This window comes from Sulfitobacter sp. 1A12056 (assembly GCF_043558125.1).
Taxonomy (GTDB): domain Bacteria; phylum Pseudomonadota; class Alphaproteobacteria; order Rhodobacterales; family Rhodobacteraceae; genus Sulfitobacter; species Sulfitobacter faviae.
Genome location: NZ_JBIFFY010000002.1, coordinates 137,957 through 155,145, shown reverse-complemented (window position 1 = coordinate 155,145; position 17,189 = coordinate 137,957). Strand labels below are relative to the sequence as shown.

Annotated in this window: 13 protein-coding genes; 3 read left to right on the top strand and 10 right to left on the bottom strand. The window is 65.3% G+C overall.

The genetic code is table 11. The annotated features are described in order from the left end of the window. Positions 1 to 101: 101 nt before the first annotated feature. Positions 102 to 977 (top strand): 4-hydroxy-tetrahydrodipicolinate synthase, encoded by an 876-nt coding sequence (dapA, locus tag ACGYLD_RS05110; protein ID WP_271692515.1) that lies wholly within the window; start codon positions 102 to 104, stop codon positions 975 to 977. A 60-nt stretch (positions 978 to 1,037) separates the two neighbouring features. On the opposite strand, the gene ACGYLD_RS05105 is transcribed toward dapA, so the two are convergent. The 6 genes from ACGYLD_RS05105 to ACGYLD_RS05080 all read right to left on the bottom strand — a co-directional run bounded on the left by ACGYLD_RS05105 (position 1,038) and on the right by ACGYLD_RS05080 (position 9,967). After that, entirely contained in the window at positions 1,038 to 1,913 is an 876-nt protein-coding gene (locus ACGYLD_RS05105; protein ID WP_271692514.1) for a DmsC/YnfH family molybdoenzyme membrane anchor subunit, read from the bottom strand. Beyond that, positions 1,913 to 2,671, bottom strand: coding sequence for a 4Fe-4S dicluster domain-containing protein (locus tag ACGYLD_RS05100; protein ID WP_271692513.1), 759 nt, complete (start codon positions 2,669 to 2,671; stop codon positions 1,913 to 1,915). Before ACGYLD_RS05100 ends, ACGYLD_RS05105 begins: the two co-directional genes overlap by 1 nt. 49 nt (positions 2,672 to 2,720) lie before the next feature. Further along, positions 2,721 to 5,537 (bottom strand): molybdopterin oxidoreductase family protein, encoded by a 2,817-nt coding sequence (locus ACGYLD_RS05095; RefSeq protein ID WP_271692512.1) that lies wholly within the window; start codon positions 5,535 to 5,537, stop codon positions 2,721 to 2,723. Next, positions 5,534 to 6,628, bottom strand: coding sequence for an acetate/propionate family kinase (locus ACGYLD_RS05090; protein ID WP_271692511.1), 1,095 nt, complete (start codon positions 6,626 to 6,628; stop codon positions 5,534 to 5,536). The genes ACGYLD_RS05095 and ACGYLD_RS05090 overlap by 4 nt, the downstream gene beginning before the upstream one ends. 3 nt (positions 6,629 to 6,631) lie before the next feature. Continuing rightward, the gene (xsc, locus tag ACGYLD_RS05085; RefSeq protein WP_394401489.1) at positions 6,632 to 8,407 is read right to left on the bottom strand and encodes a sulfoacetaldehyde acetyltransferase; all 1,776 of its coding nucleotides are present in this window, start codon (positions 8,405 to 8,407) and stop codon (positions 6,632 to 6,634) included. 96 nt (positions 8,408 to 8,503) lie between these two features. After that, positions 8,504 to 9,967, bottom strand: coding sequence for a PLP-dependent aminotransferase family protein (locus ACGYLD_RS05080; protein WP_271692509.1), 1,464 nt, complete (start codon positions 9,965 to 9,967; stop codon positions 8,504 to 8,506). Between the two features lie 118 nt (positions 9,968 to 10,085). Here ACGYLD_RS05080 and ACGYLD_RS05075 point away from each other — a divergent pair, with 118 nt between their 5' ends. Both ACGYLD_RS05075 and nagA read left to right on the top strand, forming a co-directional pair. Beyond that, a complete protein-coding gene (locus ACGYLD_RS05075) occupies positions 10,086 to 10,973 on the top strand; it encodes a BadF/BadG/BcrA/BcrD ATPase family protein (protein ID WP_271692508.1) in 888 nt (295 codons plus the stop codon). Then, entirely contained in the window at positions 10,973 to 12,103 is a 1,131-nt protein-coding gene (gene nagA / locus ACGYLD_RS05070) for an N-acetylglucosamine-6-phosphate deacetylase (RefSeq protein ID WP_271692507.1), read from the top strand. Before ACGYLD_RS05075 ends, nagA begins: the two co-directional genes overlap by 1 nt. On the opposite strand, the gene ACGYLD_RS05065 is transcribed toward nagA, so the two are convergent. The 4 genes from ACGYLD_RS05065 to ACGYLD_RS05050 all read right to left on the bottom strand — a co-directional run bounded on the left by ACGYLD_RS05065 (position 12,100) and on the right by ACGYLD_RS05050 (position 17,145). Then, positions 12,100 to 12,861, bottom strand: a complete 762-nt coding sequence (locus tag ACGYLD_RS05065; protein WP_271692506.1) for a sulfite exporter TauE/SafE family protein — start codon at positions 12,859 to 12,861, stop codon at positions 12,100 to 12,102. The two genes, nagA and ACGYLD_RS05065, sit on opposite strands and share 4 nt — an antisense overlap. A 145-nt stretch (positions 12,862 to 13,006) precedes the next feature. Further along, positions 13,007 to 13,270 carry a glycine zipper 2TM domain-containing protein gene (locus ACGYLD_RS05060; protein ID WP_209216644.1) on the bottom strand — a complete coding sequence of 88 codons (264 nt, stop codon included), beginning with the start codon at positions 13,268 to 13,270 and terminating at the stop codon, positions 13,007 to 13,009. Positions 13,271 to 13,477: 207 nt separating this feature from the next. Further along, a complete protein-coding gene (locus ACGYLD_RS05055) occupies positions 13,478 to 14,875 on the bottom strand; it encodes an aspartate aminotransferase family protein (protein ID WP_271688424.1) in 1,398 nt (465 codons plus the stop codon). A gap of 200 nt (positions 14,876 to 15,075) precedes the next feature. Continuing rightward, the gene (locus ACGYLD_RS05050) at positions 15,076 to 17,145 is read right to left on the bottom strand and encodes a DEAD/DEAH box helicase (protein WP_271692505.1); all 2,070 of its coding nucleotides are present in this window, start codon (positions 17,143 to 17,145) and stop codon (positions 15,076 to 15,078) included. Positions 17,146 to 17,189: the final 44 nt, after the last annotated feature.

Sequence of the window (17,189 nt, the reverse complement as noted above, 5' to 3'; positions counted from 1 at the left end):
CTTGCAACATATGGCTTGGGCGCCGTTTATCAAACCGTAGCGCCCGCAAAAGCCCTCATCCAGTCCGGTTTTCCACCGGCCAGCACTTAAGGAGCGTGCACATGTTCAAAGGCTCTCTGCCTGCCCTCGTCACGCCGTTTCGCAACGGCGCGCTGGATCTGGATACGCTTAAGAAACTTATCGAATGGCACATCGGCGAAGGGTCGAGCGGGCTCGTCCCCGTCGGCACCACTGGCGAATCCCCCACGCTGAGCCATGCCGAGCATGAGACCGTCGTCGAAGAGGTGGTCAAAGCCGTCGCGGGCCGCATCCCGGTCATCGCGGGCGCCGGGTCGAACAACACGGTCGAAAGCATCCGCCTCGCCCGTCACGCCGAAAAGGTCGGCGCGGATGCGCTGCTGGTGGTGACACCCTATTACAACAAGCCCACGCAGCGCGGGTTGGTGGCGCATTTCACCGCCGTGCATGACTGCTGTGACCTGCCGATCATCATTTACAACATCCCCGGCCGTTCGGTGGTGGATATGATGCCCGAAACGATGGGCGAACTGGCCGAGCTGCCGCGCATCGTCGGCGTCAAGGACGCCACCGGCGATCTAGCGCGCGTCTGCGATCAGCGCATCACCTGCGGCCCGGATTTCTGCCAGCTCTCCGGCGAAGACGCCACGGCGCATGGGTTCAACGCTCAAGGCGGCGTCGGCTGTATCTCGGTCACCGCCAATGTCGCGCCGCGCCTTGTGGCGCAGATGCAGGCCGCCTGTCTTGAGGGCGATTATGCCAAGGCGCTGGAGCTGCAGGACCGTCTGATGCCGCTCCACAAGGCGATCTTTACCGAACCGGGGCTTGTGGGTGTGAAATACGCCATGTCGCGGCTCGACCTTTGCTCGGACGAGGTGCGCCTGCCGCTCACGGAGCTGACCGACCCGACCAAGGAACTGGTCGATGCGGCCCTGCGCCATGCGGGTCTGATGAATTAAGCCTAATTTAAACAGGCTGGCCAATACGAAGAGGGGGTGAAGACACCCCCTCTTTTGCGTTCAGCGTTTGCCGTAATAGAAGCCGACCACATGTTCGGCTTGGGCAAAGAACAGCCAGCGCGCGGTCAGCACCCCTGCCGCATGGCTCAGCACCGCAAGACCGGCAGCAAGGTGGTGAAACACGGGCGAGAGCAGCAGCAGCAGCGGCAGCAGCACCATCAGGGCAATCGCGATCACCCGCAGTTTCAGCGCATGTTTGCGCCCGATCTGATAGACGAATTCCCGCAGCAGATAGTTGCTGCCGGTATGGGGCGGCTCAAAGGCGCGGACACTGCCCTGCGGCCCCAACCGCGTCGCGCTCGCGATATCGCTGTTTGAGGCCGCAAGCGCCCGATCCCCGCGCCACCATGTGGCGATCTGCACCGCCCCGGCCAGCGCCAGCAGGATCGTCGCCGCCGTCACCTGCCCCGCCAGCAGGGCACCGCCCGCGATGCTGAGCGACAGGAAATTCAGCGGCGTCATCACGCTGTGCCAGCGCGGCACGGTTTTCATCTGGGTATAGATCATCGCCGTGGTCAGCACCGTCAGCAGCGCCAGCGCCGCACCGATCACCCCCAAGGGCCAAAGCCGCGTGTCGTAAAACACCAACCCCGTGCCATAGGCTGCCATGGTCAACAAGGCCGCGACCGAGGCCCAAGCCTCCCGGCTGAGCCAAGAGCTGCGCCATTGGGTGAAGGCTTTGAGCGCGCGCTCTGGATGGCCAAGGTGAAAGGTCGAAGCGATGAGCCCGCCCACGGCCAAGAGATAGGCCAGCGCGAAGAAGACGAAAGCGACCCAGCCGGTCACCGCAGGCAGGCCGATCCCGAGCCATGCAAGCAGGCCAAAACCCATGCCCGACAGGCTGCTGAACAGAATAACGGAAGGCGCCGGATGCATCAGAGCTTCTCCAAAGTGCGATCAAGCCAGCCGAGAAAGCCCTTCGGCCCCTCGTCCACCGGGGCGAGGAAGGGGGCGAGCACGTCGATCTCGCCCTCGGGAGGGCCAAGCGTGTCGCGCGGGCGCGGCGGCAGGTATTTGTTGACCGGTTTGGTGCCCTGTTCGGGCATCAGGTCCACGCCGCCACGCTCTGCTACAAGCTGGCTGACAGCGCTGTCGGGATCGCCCAGATCGCCGAAATGCCGCGCGCCCGCGGGGCAGGTGCGCACGCAGGCGGGCTGGCGGTCTTCCTCGGGCAGGTTCTCGTTGTAGATCCGGTCGACGCAGAGGGTGCATTTCTTCATCACACCGGCTGCCTGATCCAACTCGCGCGCGCCGTAGGGACAGGCCCAAGCGCAGAGGCCGCAGCCGATGCAATCGCTTTCGTTGACCAGCACGATGCCGTCCTCGACCCGCTTGTAGCTCGCGCCAGTGGGGCAAACGGTGACGCAGGGCGCGTCTTCGCAGTGCAGGCAGGATTTTGGGAAATGGACCAGTTGCGCCGCACCCGCCTCGGGCTGGACCTCGTAGCTGTGCACCCGGTTGAGGAAGGTGCCCGACGGGTCGCCGCCATAGGCGTCTTGGTCCGACAGCGGTGCGCCGTAGTTCTCGGTGTTCCAGCCCTTGCAGGAGATCACGCAGGCATGACAGCCGACGCAGGTGTCGAGGTCGATCACGAGGCCGAGTTTGCGGTCGGTCTGTTGCGGAAGCGTGGTCATGGGCGGTGGTCCTGAAGGGGCTTGTGCGCGGCGCGGGGGCGGAAGCGGGTCATTTGCCCACCTTCCACGCGATGCCGCGCGGCGCGGGCGGGACCGGGGAGCGTTGCGGCGGGATTTCCGGCTGCGCCTCGGCAGGGGCGTCGGTTTTTTCGATATGGACCTTGAGGTCGAACCACGCGGCCTGTCCGGTGATCGGGTCGGAGTTGGACCAGCGCAGGCCGTCGCCCTTTGGCGGCAGAAGCTCGTGGATCAGGTGGTTGAGCAGAAAGCCCTTTGTTGCCTCCGGCGCATCGCGGTCCAGCGCCCATGCGCCTTTGCGCTTGCCGATGGCGTTCCATGTCCAGACGGTATGCGGGTTAAGCGCGGCCATCTCCATCACTGGCACGGTGATCCCGCCATGGGGCGAGGTCACGCGCGCCCAATCGCCGTCCTTCAAACCCTTTGCCCGCATGATCGCGGTGGGCAGGTTGAGCGGGTTATGCCCATGCAGCTGCCGCAGCCATGCGTTCTGGCTGCCCCAGGAGTGGTACATTGCCATTGGGCGTTGGGTGAGGGCGTGGACATCGTAGCCCTGCGTGCCCTCGGGGTCGCTTTCGTACCAATGCGGCAGCGGTGTCATGAACTGCTTGATGCGCTCGCGCAAATGCTCCGGGGGCTGGCGGTCGCCGTGACCCTCGGCGGCGAGCTGGAAGCGGCGCAGCGGCTCCACGTAGAGCGAGAAGAGATAGGGCTGCGGTGCGTCGAAGAGGCCCAAGCCCACGGCCCAGTCCTGATAGGCGCTGTTCCACGGCTTGTAGTATTGCGCCTCGGCGGGGATGTGATGCACCGAGAAACCACCGTTCTCGATGTAGCGCTCGATCTGCGCAGGATTCGGAGCACCCCGGCCGCTCTTGGTGCCGTCCTCCCCGCGAAAGCCCGCCAGCGGGCCGACACCGGGGCGGCGTTCATGGGTGGTGATGTAGTCGGCGTAGTCTTTGTATTTCTGGCTGCCGTCGTCGTTCACGAAGCCGGGCAGGCCGAGCTTGGCCCCCAGATCGCAGAGCACCGATTGAAAGCCACGCACGTCGCGGTTGGGCTCCACCACCGGCCAGCGGATCGCGTCGGCGGCGGCATCGGCCTCGCTGATCGGGCGGTCAAGGAGCGAGATGCAATCGTGCCGCTCCAGATAGGTCGTGTCGGGCAGGATCAGGTCGGCATAGGCCACCATTTCCGAGGAATAGGAGTCGGAATAGATGATGCGGGGGATCACGTAATCCCCGTTCTCATCGGTGTCGGTCAGCATCTTCATGACCCCGCCGGGGTTCATCGAGGAGTTCCACGACATGTTGGCCATGTACATGAAGAGCGTGTCGATCTTGTAGGGATCGCCCGCATGGGCATTGCTGATCACCATGTGCATCAGCCCGTGGGCCGACATCGGGTTTTCCCATGTAAACGCCTTGTCGATCCGCGCCGGGCTGCCGTCGGCTTTCAGCGCGAGATCCTCTGGCCCGTGGACGAACCCCAGATGCGGCCCGTCAAGAGGTCCGCCCGGCGTGGCTCTGCAATGCGGTTTCGGATGTGCCGTGGCGGGCTTGGGGTAGGGCGGTTTGAAGCGGAAGCCGCCGGGCACCTCGACAGTCCCGAGAATGATCTGAAGCACATGCAGCGCGCGGCAGGTCTGGAAACCGTTGGCATGGGCCGAGATTCCGCGCATGGCGTGGAAGGAAACCGGCCGGCCGATCATCTTCTCGTGGCGCTCGCCCCGGAAATCGGTCCAGGGCTGGTCGAGTTCAAAAGCCTCGTCGAAGGCCACGCGCGCCAGTTCCGCCGCGATGGCGCGGATGCGCGACGCAGGGATGCCGCAGCGCTCGGCCACTGCTTCGGGGGCGTAATCGTCTCCGAGGTATTGCTCGGCCATCTGGTGGAACACGGGTCGGTGCGTGATCCCGCCGGCGCGGTAGGTGGCCGAGAGGTCGGGGCGCACCCCGGGTTGGTCGAAGGGGGTGAGCTTGCGGGTCTTGCGGTCGATCACCAGCGCCTTGCCGTCCGCGTCGCGCAGTTGCAGGCCGAACTCGGGCGACTTCGGGTCGCCGTTCAGCAGCACCGGCGCGTCGGTATAGCGCGCGAGGTAGTCGAGATCGATGCGCCCGGCCTTCATCAGGCAGTGGATCAGCGACAGGATGAACAGCCCGTCGGTCCCGGGCGTGATGCCGACCCAATCGTCGGCGATGGCGTTGTAGCCGGTACGGATGGGGTTCACCCCGATCACCCGCGCGCCGCGTTTCTTCAGCTTGCCCAGTCCCATCTTGATCGGGTTGCTGTCGTGATCCTCGGCCACCCCGAAGAGCATGAAGAGCTTGGTGTGGTCCCAATCAGGCTGGCCGAACTCCCAAAAGGCGCCGCCCATGGTATAGATCCCCGCCGTCGCCATGTTGACCGAGCAAAAGCCGCCATGTGCCGCGTAGTTCGGCGTGCCGAATGCCTGCGCCCAGAGGGAGGTGAAGCTTTGCGACTGGTCGCGCCCGGTGAAGAAGGCGAGTTTCTCTGGCGCCTCATGGCGTAGCGGGGCAAGCCAGCCGGTGGCGATCTGCAGTGCTTCGGCCCAGCTGATGTCCTCGAACTCGCCCGAGCCGCGAGGGCCCACGCGTTTCATCGGGTTGCGCAGCCGCGCCGGGGAATTGTGCTGCATGATCCCCGCTGAGCCCTTGGCGCAGAGCACGCCGCGGTTCACCGGGTGGTCGCGGTTGCCCTCAATATAGGCGACCTTGCCTTTTTTCATGTGCACGTTGATGCCGCAGCGGCAGGCACACATGTAACAGGTCGTGCGGCGGACCTCGTCCGAGACCTTGGGCGACAGATCGAGCGGCGGCTGGGAATGCGTCATGAGGGGGCGGGGGCTTTCAGCAGGGCAAGCGCTTGGCGCGCGATATGTTTCTCTTCGGCAGCGGGGATGACCCACGAGGGAATATTTCCCGCCCAGCGGAGGTTTGCAAGAACCTTTTCCCTCACCGCGGAATCGTTCTCGCCAATCCCGCCGGTGAAGGCGATGCCGTTGATCCCGCCCATCGCGGCGATCATCGACCCGGCCTGACGGGTGATCCAATAGCAAAAGTGGGCGCGCGCAAAGCCAGCGCTCTCGCTGTCGCTTTCCGCCAATTGCCGCATATCGGCGGTCTGGCCCGACAGGCCGAGCAACCCGCTCTCGTGGTGCAGCAGTCTCTGCGCGGCTTCCAGCCCGAGATCGCCCACCAGATGCAACACCGCGCCCGCGTCGATCTCGCCCGCGCGGGTGCCCATGGTCAGCCCGCCGAGCGGCGAAAAGCCCATGGTTGTGGCCACCGATTTCCCATCGCGGATCGCGCAGAGCGATGCGCCATTGCCCAGATGCAGGGCCAGCAGGCGGGCGGGCAATGGGGCGCCGGTCTGGGCGCTGAAATTCCGCACGAGGCTCTCGTAGCTGATGCCGTGGAAGCCGTAGCGGCGGAGGGCGGCGGTCTGGGGCTTCTCGGGCAGCGCGTAGCGGCGCGCCACGTCCGGGTTGGTGCGGTGAAAGCCGGTGTCGAAAGCGGCGAATTGCGGGAGCTCCGGCATCAGCGCTGCAAGGGCGTCGATGGCGCTGAGGTGATGCGGGTTGTGCAGCGGCGCCAACGGTTGCGCCGCGGCGATGGCGGCGCGCACGGCGGGGGTGACTTCCGTCGTCGCGGCCAAGTCCGGGCCGCCGTGCACCACGCGATGCGCGGCGGCGCTGAGGTCAGCGGTCACGATCCCCGCGTCACGCAGCCCTGCCAGAATGGCGGTGAAGGCGGTGCGGTGATCGGGCAGCGCAAGGGGCCGTGCCGGAGCCTTTCCCACACGCAGGGCGCCGGACTGGCCGATGCCCTGCGCTTCGATCCGCAGGGTTTCATACAGCCCGCCGTCAAAGACCGCCGCCTTGATCGACGACGAGCCTGCATTGACGACGAGCACCAGCGCCATGGCTCAGGCCCGTTGCGGGCGCATGTCATCCCGGCTGATCCCGGCGACGGAGACCGGTTTCTTCATCGCGTCGCGGCGGAAGGGCTCGCCCAGTTCCTGGTTGAGCAGCACCTCGATGAAGGTCGTCTTGCCGTCATTCATCTGGGCCTTGATCGCGCGGTCCAACGCCTCGGTCAGTTCCTCCATTGACGAGACCTGCACCCCCTCGACCCCGCAGGCCTTGGCGATCCCGGCATAGCTCACGTCTTGGGCCAATTCGGTGCCGACGAAGTTGTCGTCGAACCAAAGCGTCGTGTTTCGTTTCTCCGCGCCCCATTGGTAGTTGCGGAAGATTACCATGGTCACGGCGGGCCAGTCGTCGCGGTTCACGCTCACCATCTCATTCATGGAAATGCCAAAGGCCCCGTCGCCGGCAAAGCCCACTACGGGCGTGTCCGGGCAGGCGATCTTGGCGCCGCAGATCGCCGGGAAGCCGTAACCGCAGGGGCCGAAAAGGCCGGGGGCGAGGTATTTGCGCCCCGCCTCGAACGTCGGGTAGGCATTGCCGATGGCGCAGTTATTGCCAATGTCGGAACTGATGATCGCCTCAGTGGGCAGCGCCTTCTGGATCGCGCGCCATGCCATGCGCGGCGACATTTTTTCCGGCTCGCGGCTGCGGGCGCGCTCGTTCCACGTGGTGCCGGGGTCGTCGTGTTCGTGGTCCATCGAGGTCAGTTCCTGCGCCCATGCCGATTTGGTCTGGGCGATCAGATTGCGGCGTTCCTCGCGGCCCGCGTCGCCGGCACCGTCGCTCAGCCGGTCGAGGAGGCTGCGCGCCACCTTGCCCGCATCGCCCAGGATGCCGACGCTGACCGGCTTGGTCAGGCCAATGCGGTCGGGGTTGATATCGACTTGAATGATCTTGGCATCCCGCGGCCAATAGTCGATCCCGTAGCCCGGCAGGGTCGAGAAGGGGTTGAGCCTTGTGCCGAGCGCCAGCACCACATCGGCCTTTGCGATCAGCTCCATCGCCGCCTTGGACCCATTGTAGCCCAGTGGCCCGACCGAGAGCGGATGCGAGCCGGGGAAGGCGTCGTTGTGTTGGTAGCCGCAGCAGACCGGGGCATCCAGCCGCTCAGCCATCTGCCGCGCGTCGTCGATGGCTCCACCGATCACCACGCCTGCGCCGTTCAGGATCACCGGGAATTTCGCCTTCGAGAGCAGTTCCGCCGCCTCGGCAATGGCGGTCTCCCCGCCCGAGGGGCGTTCAAACTCGACAATGGCGGGCAACTCGATGTCGATCACCTGCGTCCAGAAATCGCGGGGCACGTTGATCTGGGCGGGCGCGGAGTGGCGCTTGGCCTGAAGGATCACGCGGTTCAGCGTCTCGGCGATGCGGCTGGGGTCGCGGACCTCCTCCTGATAGGCGACCATATCGCGGAAGAGCGCCATCTGCTCGACCTCCTGAAAGCCGCCCTGACCGATGGTCTTGTTCGCCGCCTGCGGGGTTACCAGCAAAAGCGGCGTGTGGTTCCAGTAGGCGGTTTTCACCGGCGTCACGAAATTGGTGATGCCAGGCCCGTTCTGCGCCACCATCATCGACATCCGCCCCGAGGCGCGGGTGTAGCCATCGGCCATCATGCCAGAATTGCACTCATGCGCGCCGTCGTAAAAGGTGATCCCGGCGGCGGGGAAAAGGTCGGAAATCGGCATCATGGCCGAGCCGATAATGCCAAAGGCCGTGTCGATCCCATGCATCTGAAGGGTTTTGACGAAGGCTTCTTCGGTGGTCATTTTCATCGCGCGATCCTTTGGGCATGGGGCAAAGCTATCGGCAAATTACGAGCAGGTGCAGGCCGGGGTTAGGGCCAGAATTGCGCCAGCCCTAGGGCCAGATCAGCGCAGGTGGTCAATCTCTTGCGCGATCAGCCCGACGCCCTCTTCGATCCGCGCGGCGGGGATCGAAGAATAGGCCAGTCGGTAGTAATTCGTGGCCCTTTCAGCCCCGGCGAAAAAGGCATGGCCCGGCTCCAGCAGCACATCCTGCGCGCGCAGGTTTTCGGCCAGTTCCGCCGTGTCCACGCCTTCTGGTGCGCGCATCCAGAAGGACGAGCCGCCATAGGCCCCCCGGCCCGACACGCGCAGGCCATGGGTCTCTAGCGCCGCGTCCATGACCCGGCGGCGTTCGTGCAGCGCTAGCCCCATGCGGCGGATCTGGGCGTCGTAATGGCCAAGCGACAGGAAATAGGCGGCGGTGCGCTGGATATGCCCCGGCGGGTGCCGCAGGACCGAGGCGCGCAGCGCGCGGGCCTCGCGGATGAAGGGTTCGGACCCCACCAGATACCCCAGTCGCAGCCCCGGAAAGAGCGATTTGGAGAAACTGCCGACATAGATCACCCGCCCCTCGTCATCGAGCGATTTAAGCGCGGGCGAGGCGGGTTTGAGAAAGGACATCTCGAACTCATAGTCATCCTCGACGATCAGCGCCTCCAGCGCGCGGGCGCGGGCCAAGAGCGCGCGGCGGCGGTCCATCGGCATGGTGGCGTTGGTCGGGCATTGGTGGCTTGGGGTTGCGAAAATCACATCCGTATCGGGGGGGATCGCCTCGGGCGGGAGGCCGTCTTGATCCACCCGCACGGGCGTGATGTGGCAACGGGACTGGCTGAGAATACCGCTCAGCGCCGGATAGCACGGGTCTTCGAGCACGGCGCGGCGGCGTTGGGTCAGCAGCACCTGCGCGGTAAGCCAAAGCGCGTTCTGCGCGCCGAGGGTGATAAGGATCTGCTCGGGCCGGGCCGAGACGCCGCGCCGGGGCAGGATGTGGCGGGCAATGAACTCGATCAGCTGCGGGTCGTCCTGATCGTAGTAATCGGTCGTCATCGAGGTGAAATCGCGCTGGCCGAGGGCTTGCAAGGCGCAAAGCCGCCAGTTGGCGTGATCAAAGAGCGTTGGGTCGGCTTGGCCATAGATGAACGGGTAGCGGTAGCTGGCCCAATCCTGCGGTTTGGCGGCCAACCCATTGGCGCTGAACCGCTGCCCGATGGCGCGGGTCCAGTCGATGGCGTCATCCGCCTCGGCCCGGGGGGCGAAAGCGGGCGGGGCGGGCGCGTTGTCCGAGACGAAATACCCCGACCGCCCGCGCGAGGTGAGATAGTCATTCGCCAAAAGCTCGGTATAGGCGATGGTCACGGTGATCCGGCTGACGCCGAGATGCGCGGCGAGCCTGCGGGTCGAGGGCAGCTTCTCCCCCCGCTGGAACCGGCCCGAGAGGATGCCTTGGGCGATCATCTGCTGGATCTGCTGTTGCAGGGTGCCTTGCGCATCGGGGCGCAGGAAAAAGGTTTCGACGGGCAGGGCCATGGGGCGAAGGTTAGGCTGGCCCTAGGGGGAGTTCAATCTGGCATTACGGCTGGCCGAATTTATCCTCGGGGCCGCGCCCGCACTTCCGTTCGCCCGGCCCCTCGCCTAGAACGATCGCATGAGCATTTCCGCCCCTCTCTTGATCGCCGTGGACGGCGGTGGCACCGGCTGCCGTGCGGCCATCGGCACGCAGCGCGGTGGCATCCTTGGCCGGGCTTCTGGCGGGCGGGCCAATATCGGCAATGACCCGGATCAGACCCTGATCAATATCCGCGCCACGGTCGAAGCGGCAGCAGCCTCGGCGGGGCTGCCTGCCGAGGCGCTTGCCGGGGCCACCGCCTTTCTCGGCCTCGCCGGGATGAACGTCGCGCGGGACGCAGCGCGGCTGCGCGCGGCGCTGCCCTATGGCCGGATCATCGCGGAGGATGACCGCCCCGCCTGCGTGGTCGGCGCGCTTGGCGAAGGCGCGGCGGGCTGGGTCTTGGCCATCGGCACCGGCACGATCGTGGCCGCGACCGATGGCACGACGTTTCGCTATGCCGGCAGTTGGGGGTTTCATCTGGCGGATCAGGGATCGGGCGCTTGGCTGGGCCGCGGCGCGCTAGATTTGGCGTTGCAATGTCATGACGGGGTGTTGCTCCACAGCGACCTGACCCGCGCTTTGTTGGCGGATTTCAGAGATGATCCTGAGGCTTTCGTGGCCTTCAGCCTGACGGCGCAGCCGGGGGATTACGCGGCATTCGCGCCCAAGGTCATCGCGGCGGCGGAGGCCGGAGACCATCACGCGCAGGCGTTGATGCGGGAGGGCGCGGCCTATTACACCCGCGCGTTGAAGGCGCTGGATTTCGCGCCCGGCGATCCGCTCTGTCTGCTCGGCGGGATCGGCCCGGATTACGCGCCGTACCTGCCGGAAGACCATTTGGCAGGACGGATCTCGGCGCGGGGCACGGCGCTGGACGGGGCGTTTCATCTGGCCTGCAAGGCCGCGGCGGAGGAGGTTCTGTGATGAGCGAGATCGCAAAGGTTTTCACCGAGGCCCAGATCCACGACGGCAAGCGGTTGCACCCCGGCAAGGTGCTGGCGCAGATGCAGGACGGCAGCCGCCGCATCCTCACCGCCGAAGAGGTGCCGCAGGGCATCGTGGCGGAGCCTATGGCGGGCGGCGTGCTTTGCCCCGGCTTCGTCGATCTTCAGGTTAACGGCGGCGGCGGGGTGATGTTCAACGACAGCCCCGATCTGGCGACCCTGCGGCGCATGGCCGACGCGCATCGCAGCACCGGTGTCGCGGCGCTGCTGCCCACCCTGATCACTGACACGCCCGAGAAGACCGAAGCGGCCATCGAGGCCGCTGTCGACGCCATCGCAGAAGGGGTGCCGGGCATCATCGGGCTGCATCTGGAAGGCCCGCATCTGGCGCTTTCGCGCAAGGGCGCGCATGACGGGGCGCTGATCCGCCCGATGAGTGAGGCGGACCTCGCCCTGATCCTACGCGCCGCCGGGCGTCTGCCGAATCTCATGGTCACCGTCGCGCCAGAGAACACCAGCACCGCCCAGATCGCCGCGATGGCCGAGGCGGGGGTCGTGGTCTCGCTCGGCCATAGCGATGCGGATTACGAGACCTGTATGGCGGCCTTCGACGCGGGCGCGTCCTGCGTCACCCATTTGTTCAACGCGATGAGCCAGATGGGCAACCGCGCGCCGGGGCTGGTCGGGGCGGCATTGGCGCGGGATGGGGTTCATGCCGGGCTGATCGCCGATGGCATCCATGTGCATCCCGCCTCTATGCGCAACGCGCTGGCGGCCAAGCCCGAGGGTACCTTCCTCGTCAGCGATGCCATGGCGACGGCTGGGTCGGATATCACGGGCTTCACCCTCAACGGTCGGGAGGTCTATCGCGCCGAGGGGCGGTTGACCTTGGCGGATGGCACGCTGGCGGGGGCGGATCTGGAAATGGGCCGCGCGGTGCATACGCTGACCCATGCGGTGGGGGAGCCGCTGGAGGTGGCCCTCGCGCGGGCGATCTCGGGGCCGGTTGCGCTGTTGCGCGATGACATGGGGCTGGGCCGGATCGAACGGGCGACCCACCCCTTGGTGCTTTTCGATCCTGAAACCGGCGCGGCGCGGGTGGTGGACTAGCTCGCCACGAGCCGCCAGAAAAACACCGCGCTCATGCCGAAACCGATGGCGGCGATCAGCCAGCGTACGGTCTCTTTCGGCAAGGCTCGCGCCAAGGGCGCCCCGGCATAGCCGCCCGCCGTGGCCGCCAGCATCATCAACAGCGCCTGCGGCCATGCGACCAGACCGGCCAAGGCAAAGACCGCTACGGAGATTGAGGAAAGCACGAAGCTCAGCCCGTTCTTGAGGCCGTTCATCCCGTGCAGGTCGGTCATCCCCCAAAGCGCGAATAGGGCCAGCAGAACGATGCCCAAGCCCCCATTGAAATAGCCACCATAAACGCTGACCGCAAAGAGGCCGAGCGCGCCTTGGGGCGTCACGGCTCGGGCATGGGCGGCGGCGAAGGCGCGGATGCGGTCGCCCAGCAGAAACACCAGCGTCGCCGCAAGCAATAGGAAAGGCACGACAACGGAAAACGCCGCGTTGGAAGAGATCAGAAGCAAACCCGAACCGACCACACCGCCCGCCAGCGTGATAAGGCACAGCCGCAGCAAGGCGCGGCGGTCGAAGCGGCCAAGCTCGTTGCGAAAGCCAAGAGCGCCTGCAAGGTAGCCCGGAAACACCGCCACGGCGCTGGTCGCATTGGCGGCCACGGGGGGCATGCCGGTAAAGACCAGCGCGGGAAAGGTCAGAAAGGTGCCGCCCCCGGCGATGGTGTTCAACACCCCCGCGCCGAAGGCCGCGATCAGCAAGATCGCGATATCGCTTAAAGTTGTCATGGTTCCTCCCCGCACCCTTGGGGCGCTTGATCCCTGTTAGGATCAAATCATGTCGGTGCCAAGGTGAGGGGAGAGGCGGAAACGAAAAAGGGCTCTGACCGATGGTCGAAGCCCCGATAACGCGAAATCGCGCGATGTCAGCCGATTATGGGCAAGCTGCGACGTAGCGCTGGCCGTTGGCATTCTGGTACACGCATTTGCCGGACTGTGTCTGACCGATGTAGTTGCCAGCCGCCGCACCTGCGAGACCGCCGATGATTGCGCCTTGAACCTTGTCGTCACCGCCTGAAACGGCAGCACCGGTGGCAGCTCCGAGAGCCGCGCCAGTCAGAGCACCTTGGTTGGAGGTGGTGCCGTCACAAGCGGCGAGACCGGCGATCATCGGAATTGCGATAAGAAACTTCTTCATGTCTTTCTCCCAGTTTACTCATTTGCCAACGCGGGGGGATTGGAAGAGGTTCCCACGAAGGCGCTACATTTTCAGAAAAATCCCGCGGGTTTCGATCTGCGGCGATCTTTCGGTGCGATGTCATGTTCGGGCAAGACAGGGGTTTAGATAGAGGAAGGCGGCACCGGGTCAACCGATGCCGCCTGTCACATGCCGCAAGACGCGGTTTTACGCCGAAGTGAAGACCCGGCCCAAGGCACCATCGACCGCCGTGATGATCTCATCAATATCATCGCGGGTGGCGATCAGCGCGGGCGAGAAACACAGCGTGTTGTTCTTGCCAGGCAGGGAGCGGTTGGTGGCGCCGATGATCACCCCTTGGGCCATGCAATCGCCCACCACGGCCTGAATGCGCTTTTCCTCAACAGGGGCGCGGCTGTCGCGGTCCGTCACCAGTTCGGCCCCCAGAAACAGCCCTTTGCCGCGCACATCACCGATCACCTTGTGCTTGTCGGCCAGCGCGTGAAGCTGCTCCAGCATGTAGTGGCCCATGTTGGTGGTGTTCTCCAACAGGTTCTCACGCTCGATGATGTTCATGTTTTCGATGCCCGCGGTCGGCCCCGCGGTGCAGCCACCAAAGGTCGAGATGTCGCGGAAATAGTTCAGCGGATCGCTGGCATCGTCCTTGAACATGTCAAAGACCGCATCGGTCGTGACCAGACAGGCGATTGCGGCATAGCCCGAGGCGACGCCCTTGGCCATGGTCACCATGTCGGGCTGGATGCCGTAGTGCTGATAGCCGAACCATGTGCCGGTGCGGCCCACGCCGCAGACGACCTCATCGATGTGCAGCAGGATGTCGTATTTGCGGCAAATCTCTTGCACGCGCTCCCAATAGCCTTCGGGCGGGCAGATCACGCCGCCGCCTGCGGTGACCGGCTCAAGGCAGAGCGCGCCGACGGTTTCGGGGCCTTCGGCGAGGATCACCTTTTCGATCTGATCGGCGGCCCAGACACCGTAGTTTTCCTGCGGCGCGCCGTCCTGTTCGAAACTGCGGTATTCAAGGCAATGCGGCACCCGCACGAAACCCGGTGCGAAGGGGCCGTATTGCGCATTGCGCTCGTCCTGACCGCCTGCCGAGAGACAGCCAAGCGTGGTGCCATGGTAGTCGCGGTCGCGGTAGAGGATCTTGTGCTTCTTGCCGCCGTAGCGCTTGTGCGCGATCTGGCGAACCATCTTGAAGGCTTTCTCATTCGCCTCGGAGCCGGAGTTGCAATAGTAGACGCGGTCCAGCCCCGGCATCTTGTCGAGCAATTTCTCGGCGAAATGAGAGCCGGGGATCGAGCCTGCAGAGCCCGCGAAATAGTTCAGCTTGATCAACTGATCGCGCACCGCATTGGCGATGCTTTCGCGGCCATAGCCGACGTTGACCGTCCAGACCCCGCCCGAGACGGCGTCGAGGTGTTCCTTGCCCTTTTGGTCCCAGACCCGGATTCCCTTGCCTTCGACGATGATGCGCGGGTCGGTGGTTTCATAGGGTTTGTGCTGGCTCAGGTGGTGCCAGATATGCGCGCGGTCGGCTTCGACAACGCGGGAGATGTCGTTCTCGTTGAAATTGCCGTCCATGGGGCAAACCTTTCTTTACGGGTGGGCGAGCCCACGAATGAAGCCCGCGCAAAGGCGGGATAAACTGTTCCAAGAACACCGCGAATAGGCACGATCCAGTAGTGCCAGTTTATCCCCTTCGGTGAGGCCAGAGGGGGCGATTTCTTTAAAGAAATGGCGCCGGATGCAAAAACGCCGGGGTGAGGCCCCGGCGTTTGGTCTTATTTCGATTTAGGGCCACCCTTGCCGCCCTGTTTGCCGATCTTATTCGGCGGGGTGAAGCGTTTGGACGGGTCGGAGGCCCGTTTGTAGGACTTCTCTCCGCCCGGCGTGGTGACCGAGGTGGTCGGCTTGCCCTTGCCCTTGCGCGGGGCGTCGCCCGCGGGCTTTTCCTTTTTCCAAACGGCCTTTGCCTTGGGCTTGCCGCTCGTGTCGCCGCCCGATTTGGGCTTGGGCGTCGCGCCGGGTTTCATCGGGCTACGCTCGGTCTTATGCGACTTCGGTGGGCGTTCGCCCTTGGGCGCGCGGGGTTTGTCGAATTTCGGCTTGTCGAAAGACGCAGCACCGGGGCCGTCGCTGGATTTCGCGCGGGGTTTGCGCGGGGCGGGGGCGGCATCCGGGTCATAATCGCCGCGCGGTTTGCGGGGGCCGCGGTCGCCTTTGAAACCGCCGGGTTTCGGGCCACGTTTGCCGCCGGGCTTGGGGCCGCGCGGCAGATCGGGCGCTTTGTCCAGCTTGGTCAGCACCACGCCGTCTTCCAGTTTCATGTCGCCGCCGAGCGTGTCGAGCAGGCCGGGCACCGAGGCTTCGGCCACCTCCACGAAACTGTGGCTGTCTTGCACGCGGATCGCGCCGATGTCGTCCTTGGTCAGGTCGCCCCGGCGGCAGAGCATCGGCAGCAACATGCGCGGCTCGGCCCCGTCTTTGCGCCCGGTGGAGACCGAGAACCAGACCGATGGGCCAAAGTCGCGGCGCGGCTTGTCCTCGCCCGGCGCGCCGGGGTCGCTCAGCTCTTCCGGAGCGGATTGCCGCTTGCGGTAGAGGTTGACGAAGGCGGTGGCCAATTGCTCGGCGCTGAATTTCTCGACCAGTGAGGTGACGAATTCCGCCGCATCCTCGGGCGCAGGCTCCACCCATGCGGAATCGGCCAGCAGGCGGGCTTCGTCAGCGGCGTTGACCTCGGCGGCGGAGGGCGGTGCGGCCCATTCCACTTTCAGCTTGGCCCAGCCCAGAAGCCGGTTCGCCTTGCTGCGCATCTTGGGCGGTACGATCAGGGCGGAAACCCCCTTGCGCCCGGCGCGGCCCGTCCGGCCCGAGCGGTGCAGCAGCGTGTCGGAGTTGCTGGGCAGGTCGGCGTGGATCACCAGTTCGAGGTTCGGCAGGTCGATGCCGCGCGCGGCGACGTCGGTCGCAATACAAACGCGCGCACGCCCATCGCGCAGGGCTTGCAATGCGTTGGTGCGCTCGGACTGCGTTAACTCACCCGACAGCGCCACGACCGAAAAGCCGCGGTTGGTGAAGCGGGTGGTCAGACGCGCCACGGCGGCACGGGTGTTACAGAAGACGATGGCGTTCTTGGCTTCATAGAAGCGCAGCACGTTGATAATCGCGTTCTCGGTGTCGCGCGGGTGGACGTTCAGCGCGCGATATTCGATGTCGCTGTGCTGCTTGGCTTCGCCAACGGTGGTGATGCGCTGCGCGTCGCGCTGGTAGGATTGCGCCAGTTTGGCAATCGCCGCAGGTACGGTGGCCGAGAACAGCAGCGTGCGGCGCTCTTCGGGGGATTCCGACAGGATGAACTCAAGGTCTTCGCGGAAGCCGAGGTCGAGCATCTCATCCGCTTCGTCCAGCACCACGGCGCGGATCGCGTCGAGGTTGATGTTGTTGCGTTTGATGTGGTCGCAGAGGCGACCCGGCGTGGCGACGACGATATGCGCGCCGCGGTCCAGCGCCCGGCGCTCGGTCCGGGTGTCCATGCCGCCGACGCAGGTGGTGACCACCGCGCCCGCCTTGCCATAAAGCCAGGTCAACTCGCGGCTAACCTGCATGGCCAATTCGCGCGTCGGCGCGATGATCAGCGCCAGCGGCGCGCCTGCTTGGCCGAAATGCGTGTCCTCGCCCAGAAGCGTCGGCGCGATGGCAAGGCCGAAGCCCACCGTTTTGCCCGACCCGGTTTGGGCCGAAACCAGAAGGTCTTGATCGTTCAGCGCAGGGTCTGTGACGGCCTCCTGTACGGCGGTAAGTGTTTCATAACCCTGTTGGGCAAGGGCATCGGCAATAGTCTGGATCACGAAGGCTGTCCTGTCTTGAACGTTGTGCGGGGGGCGGGCACGTG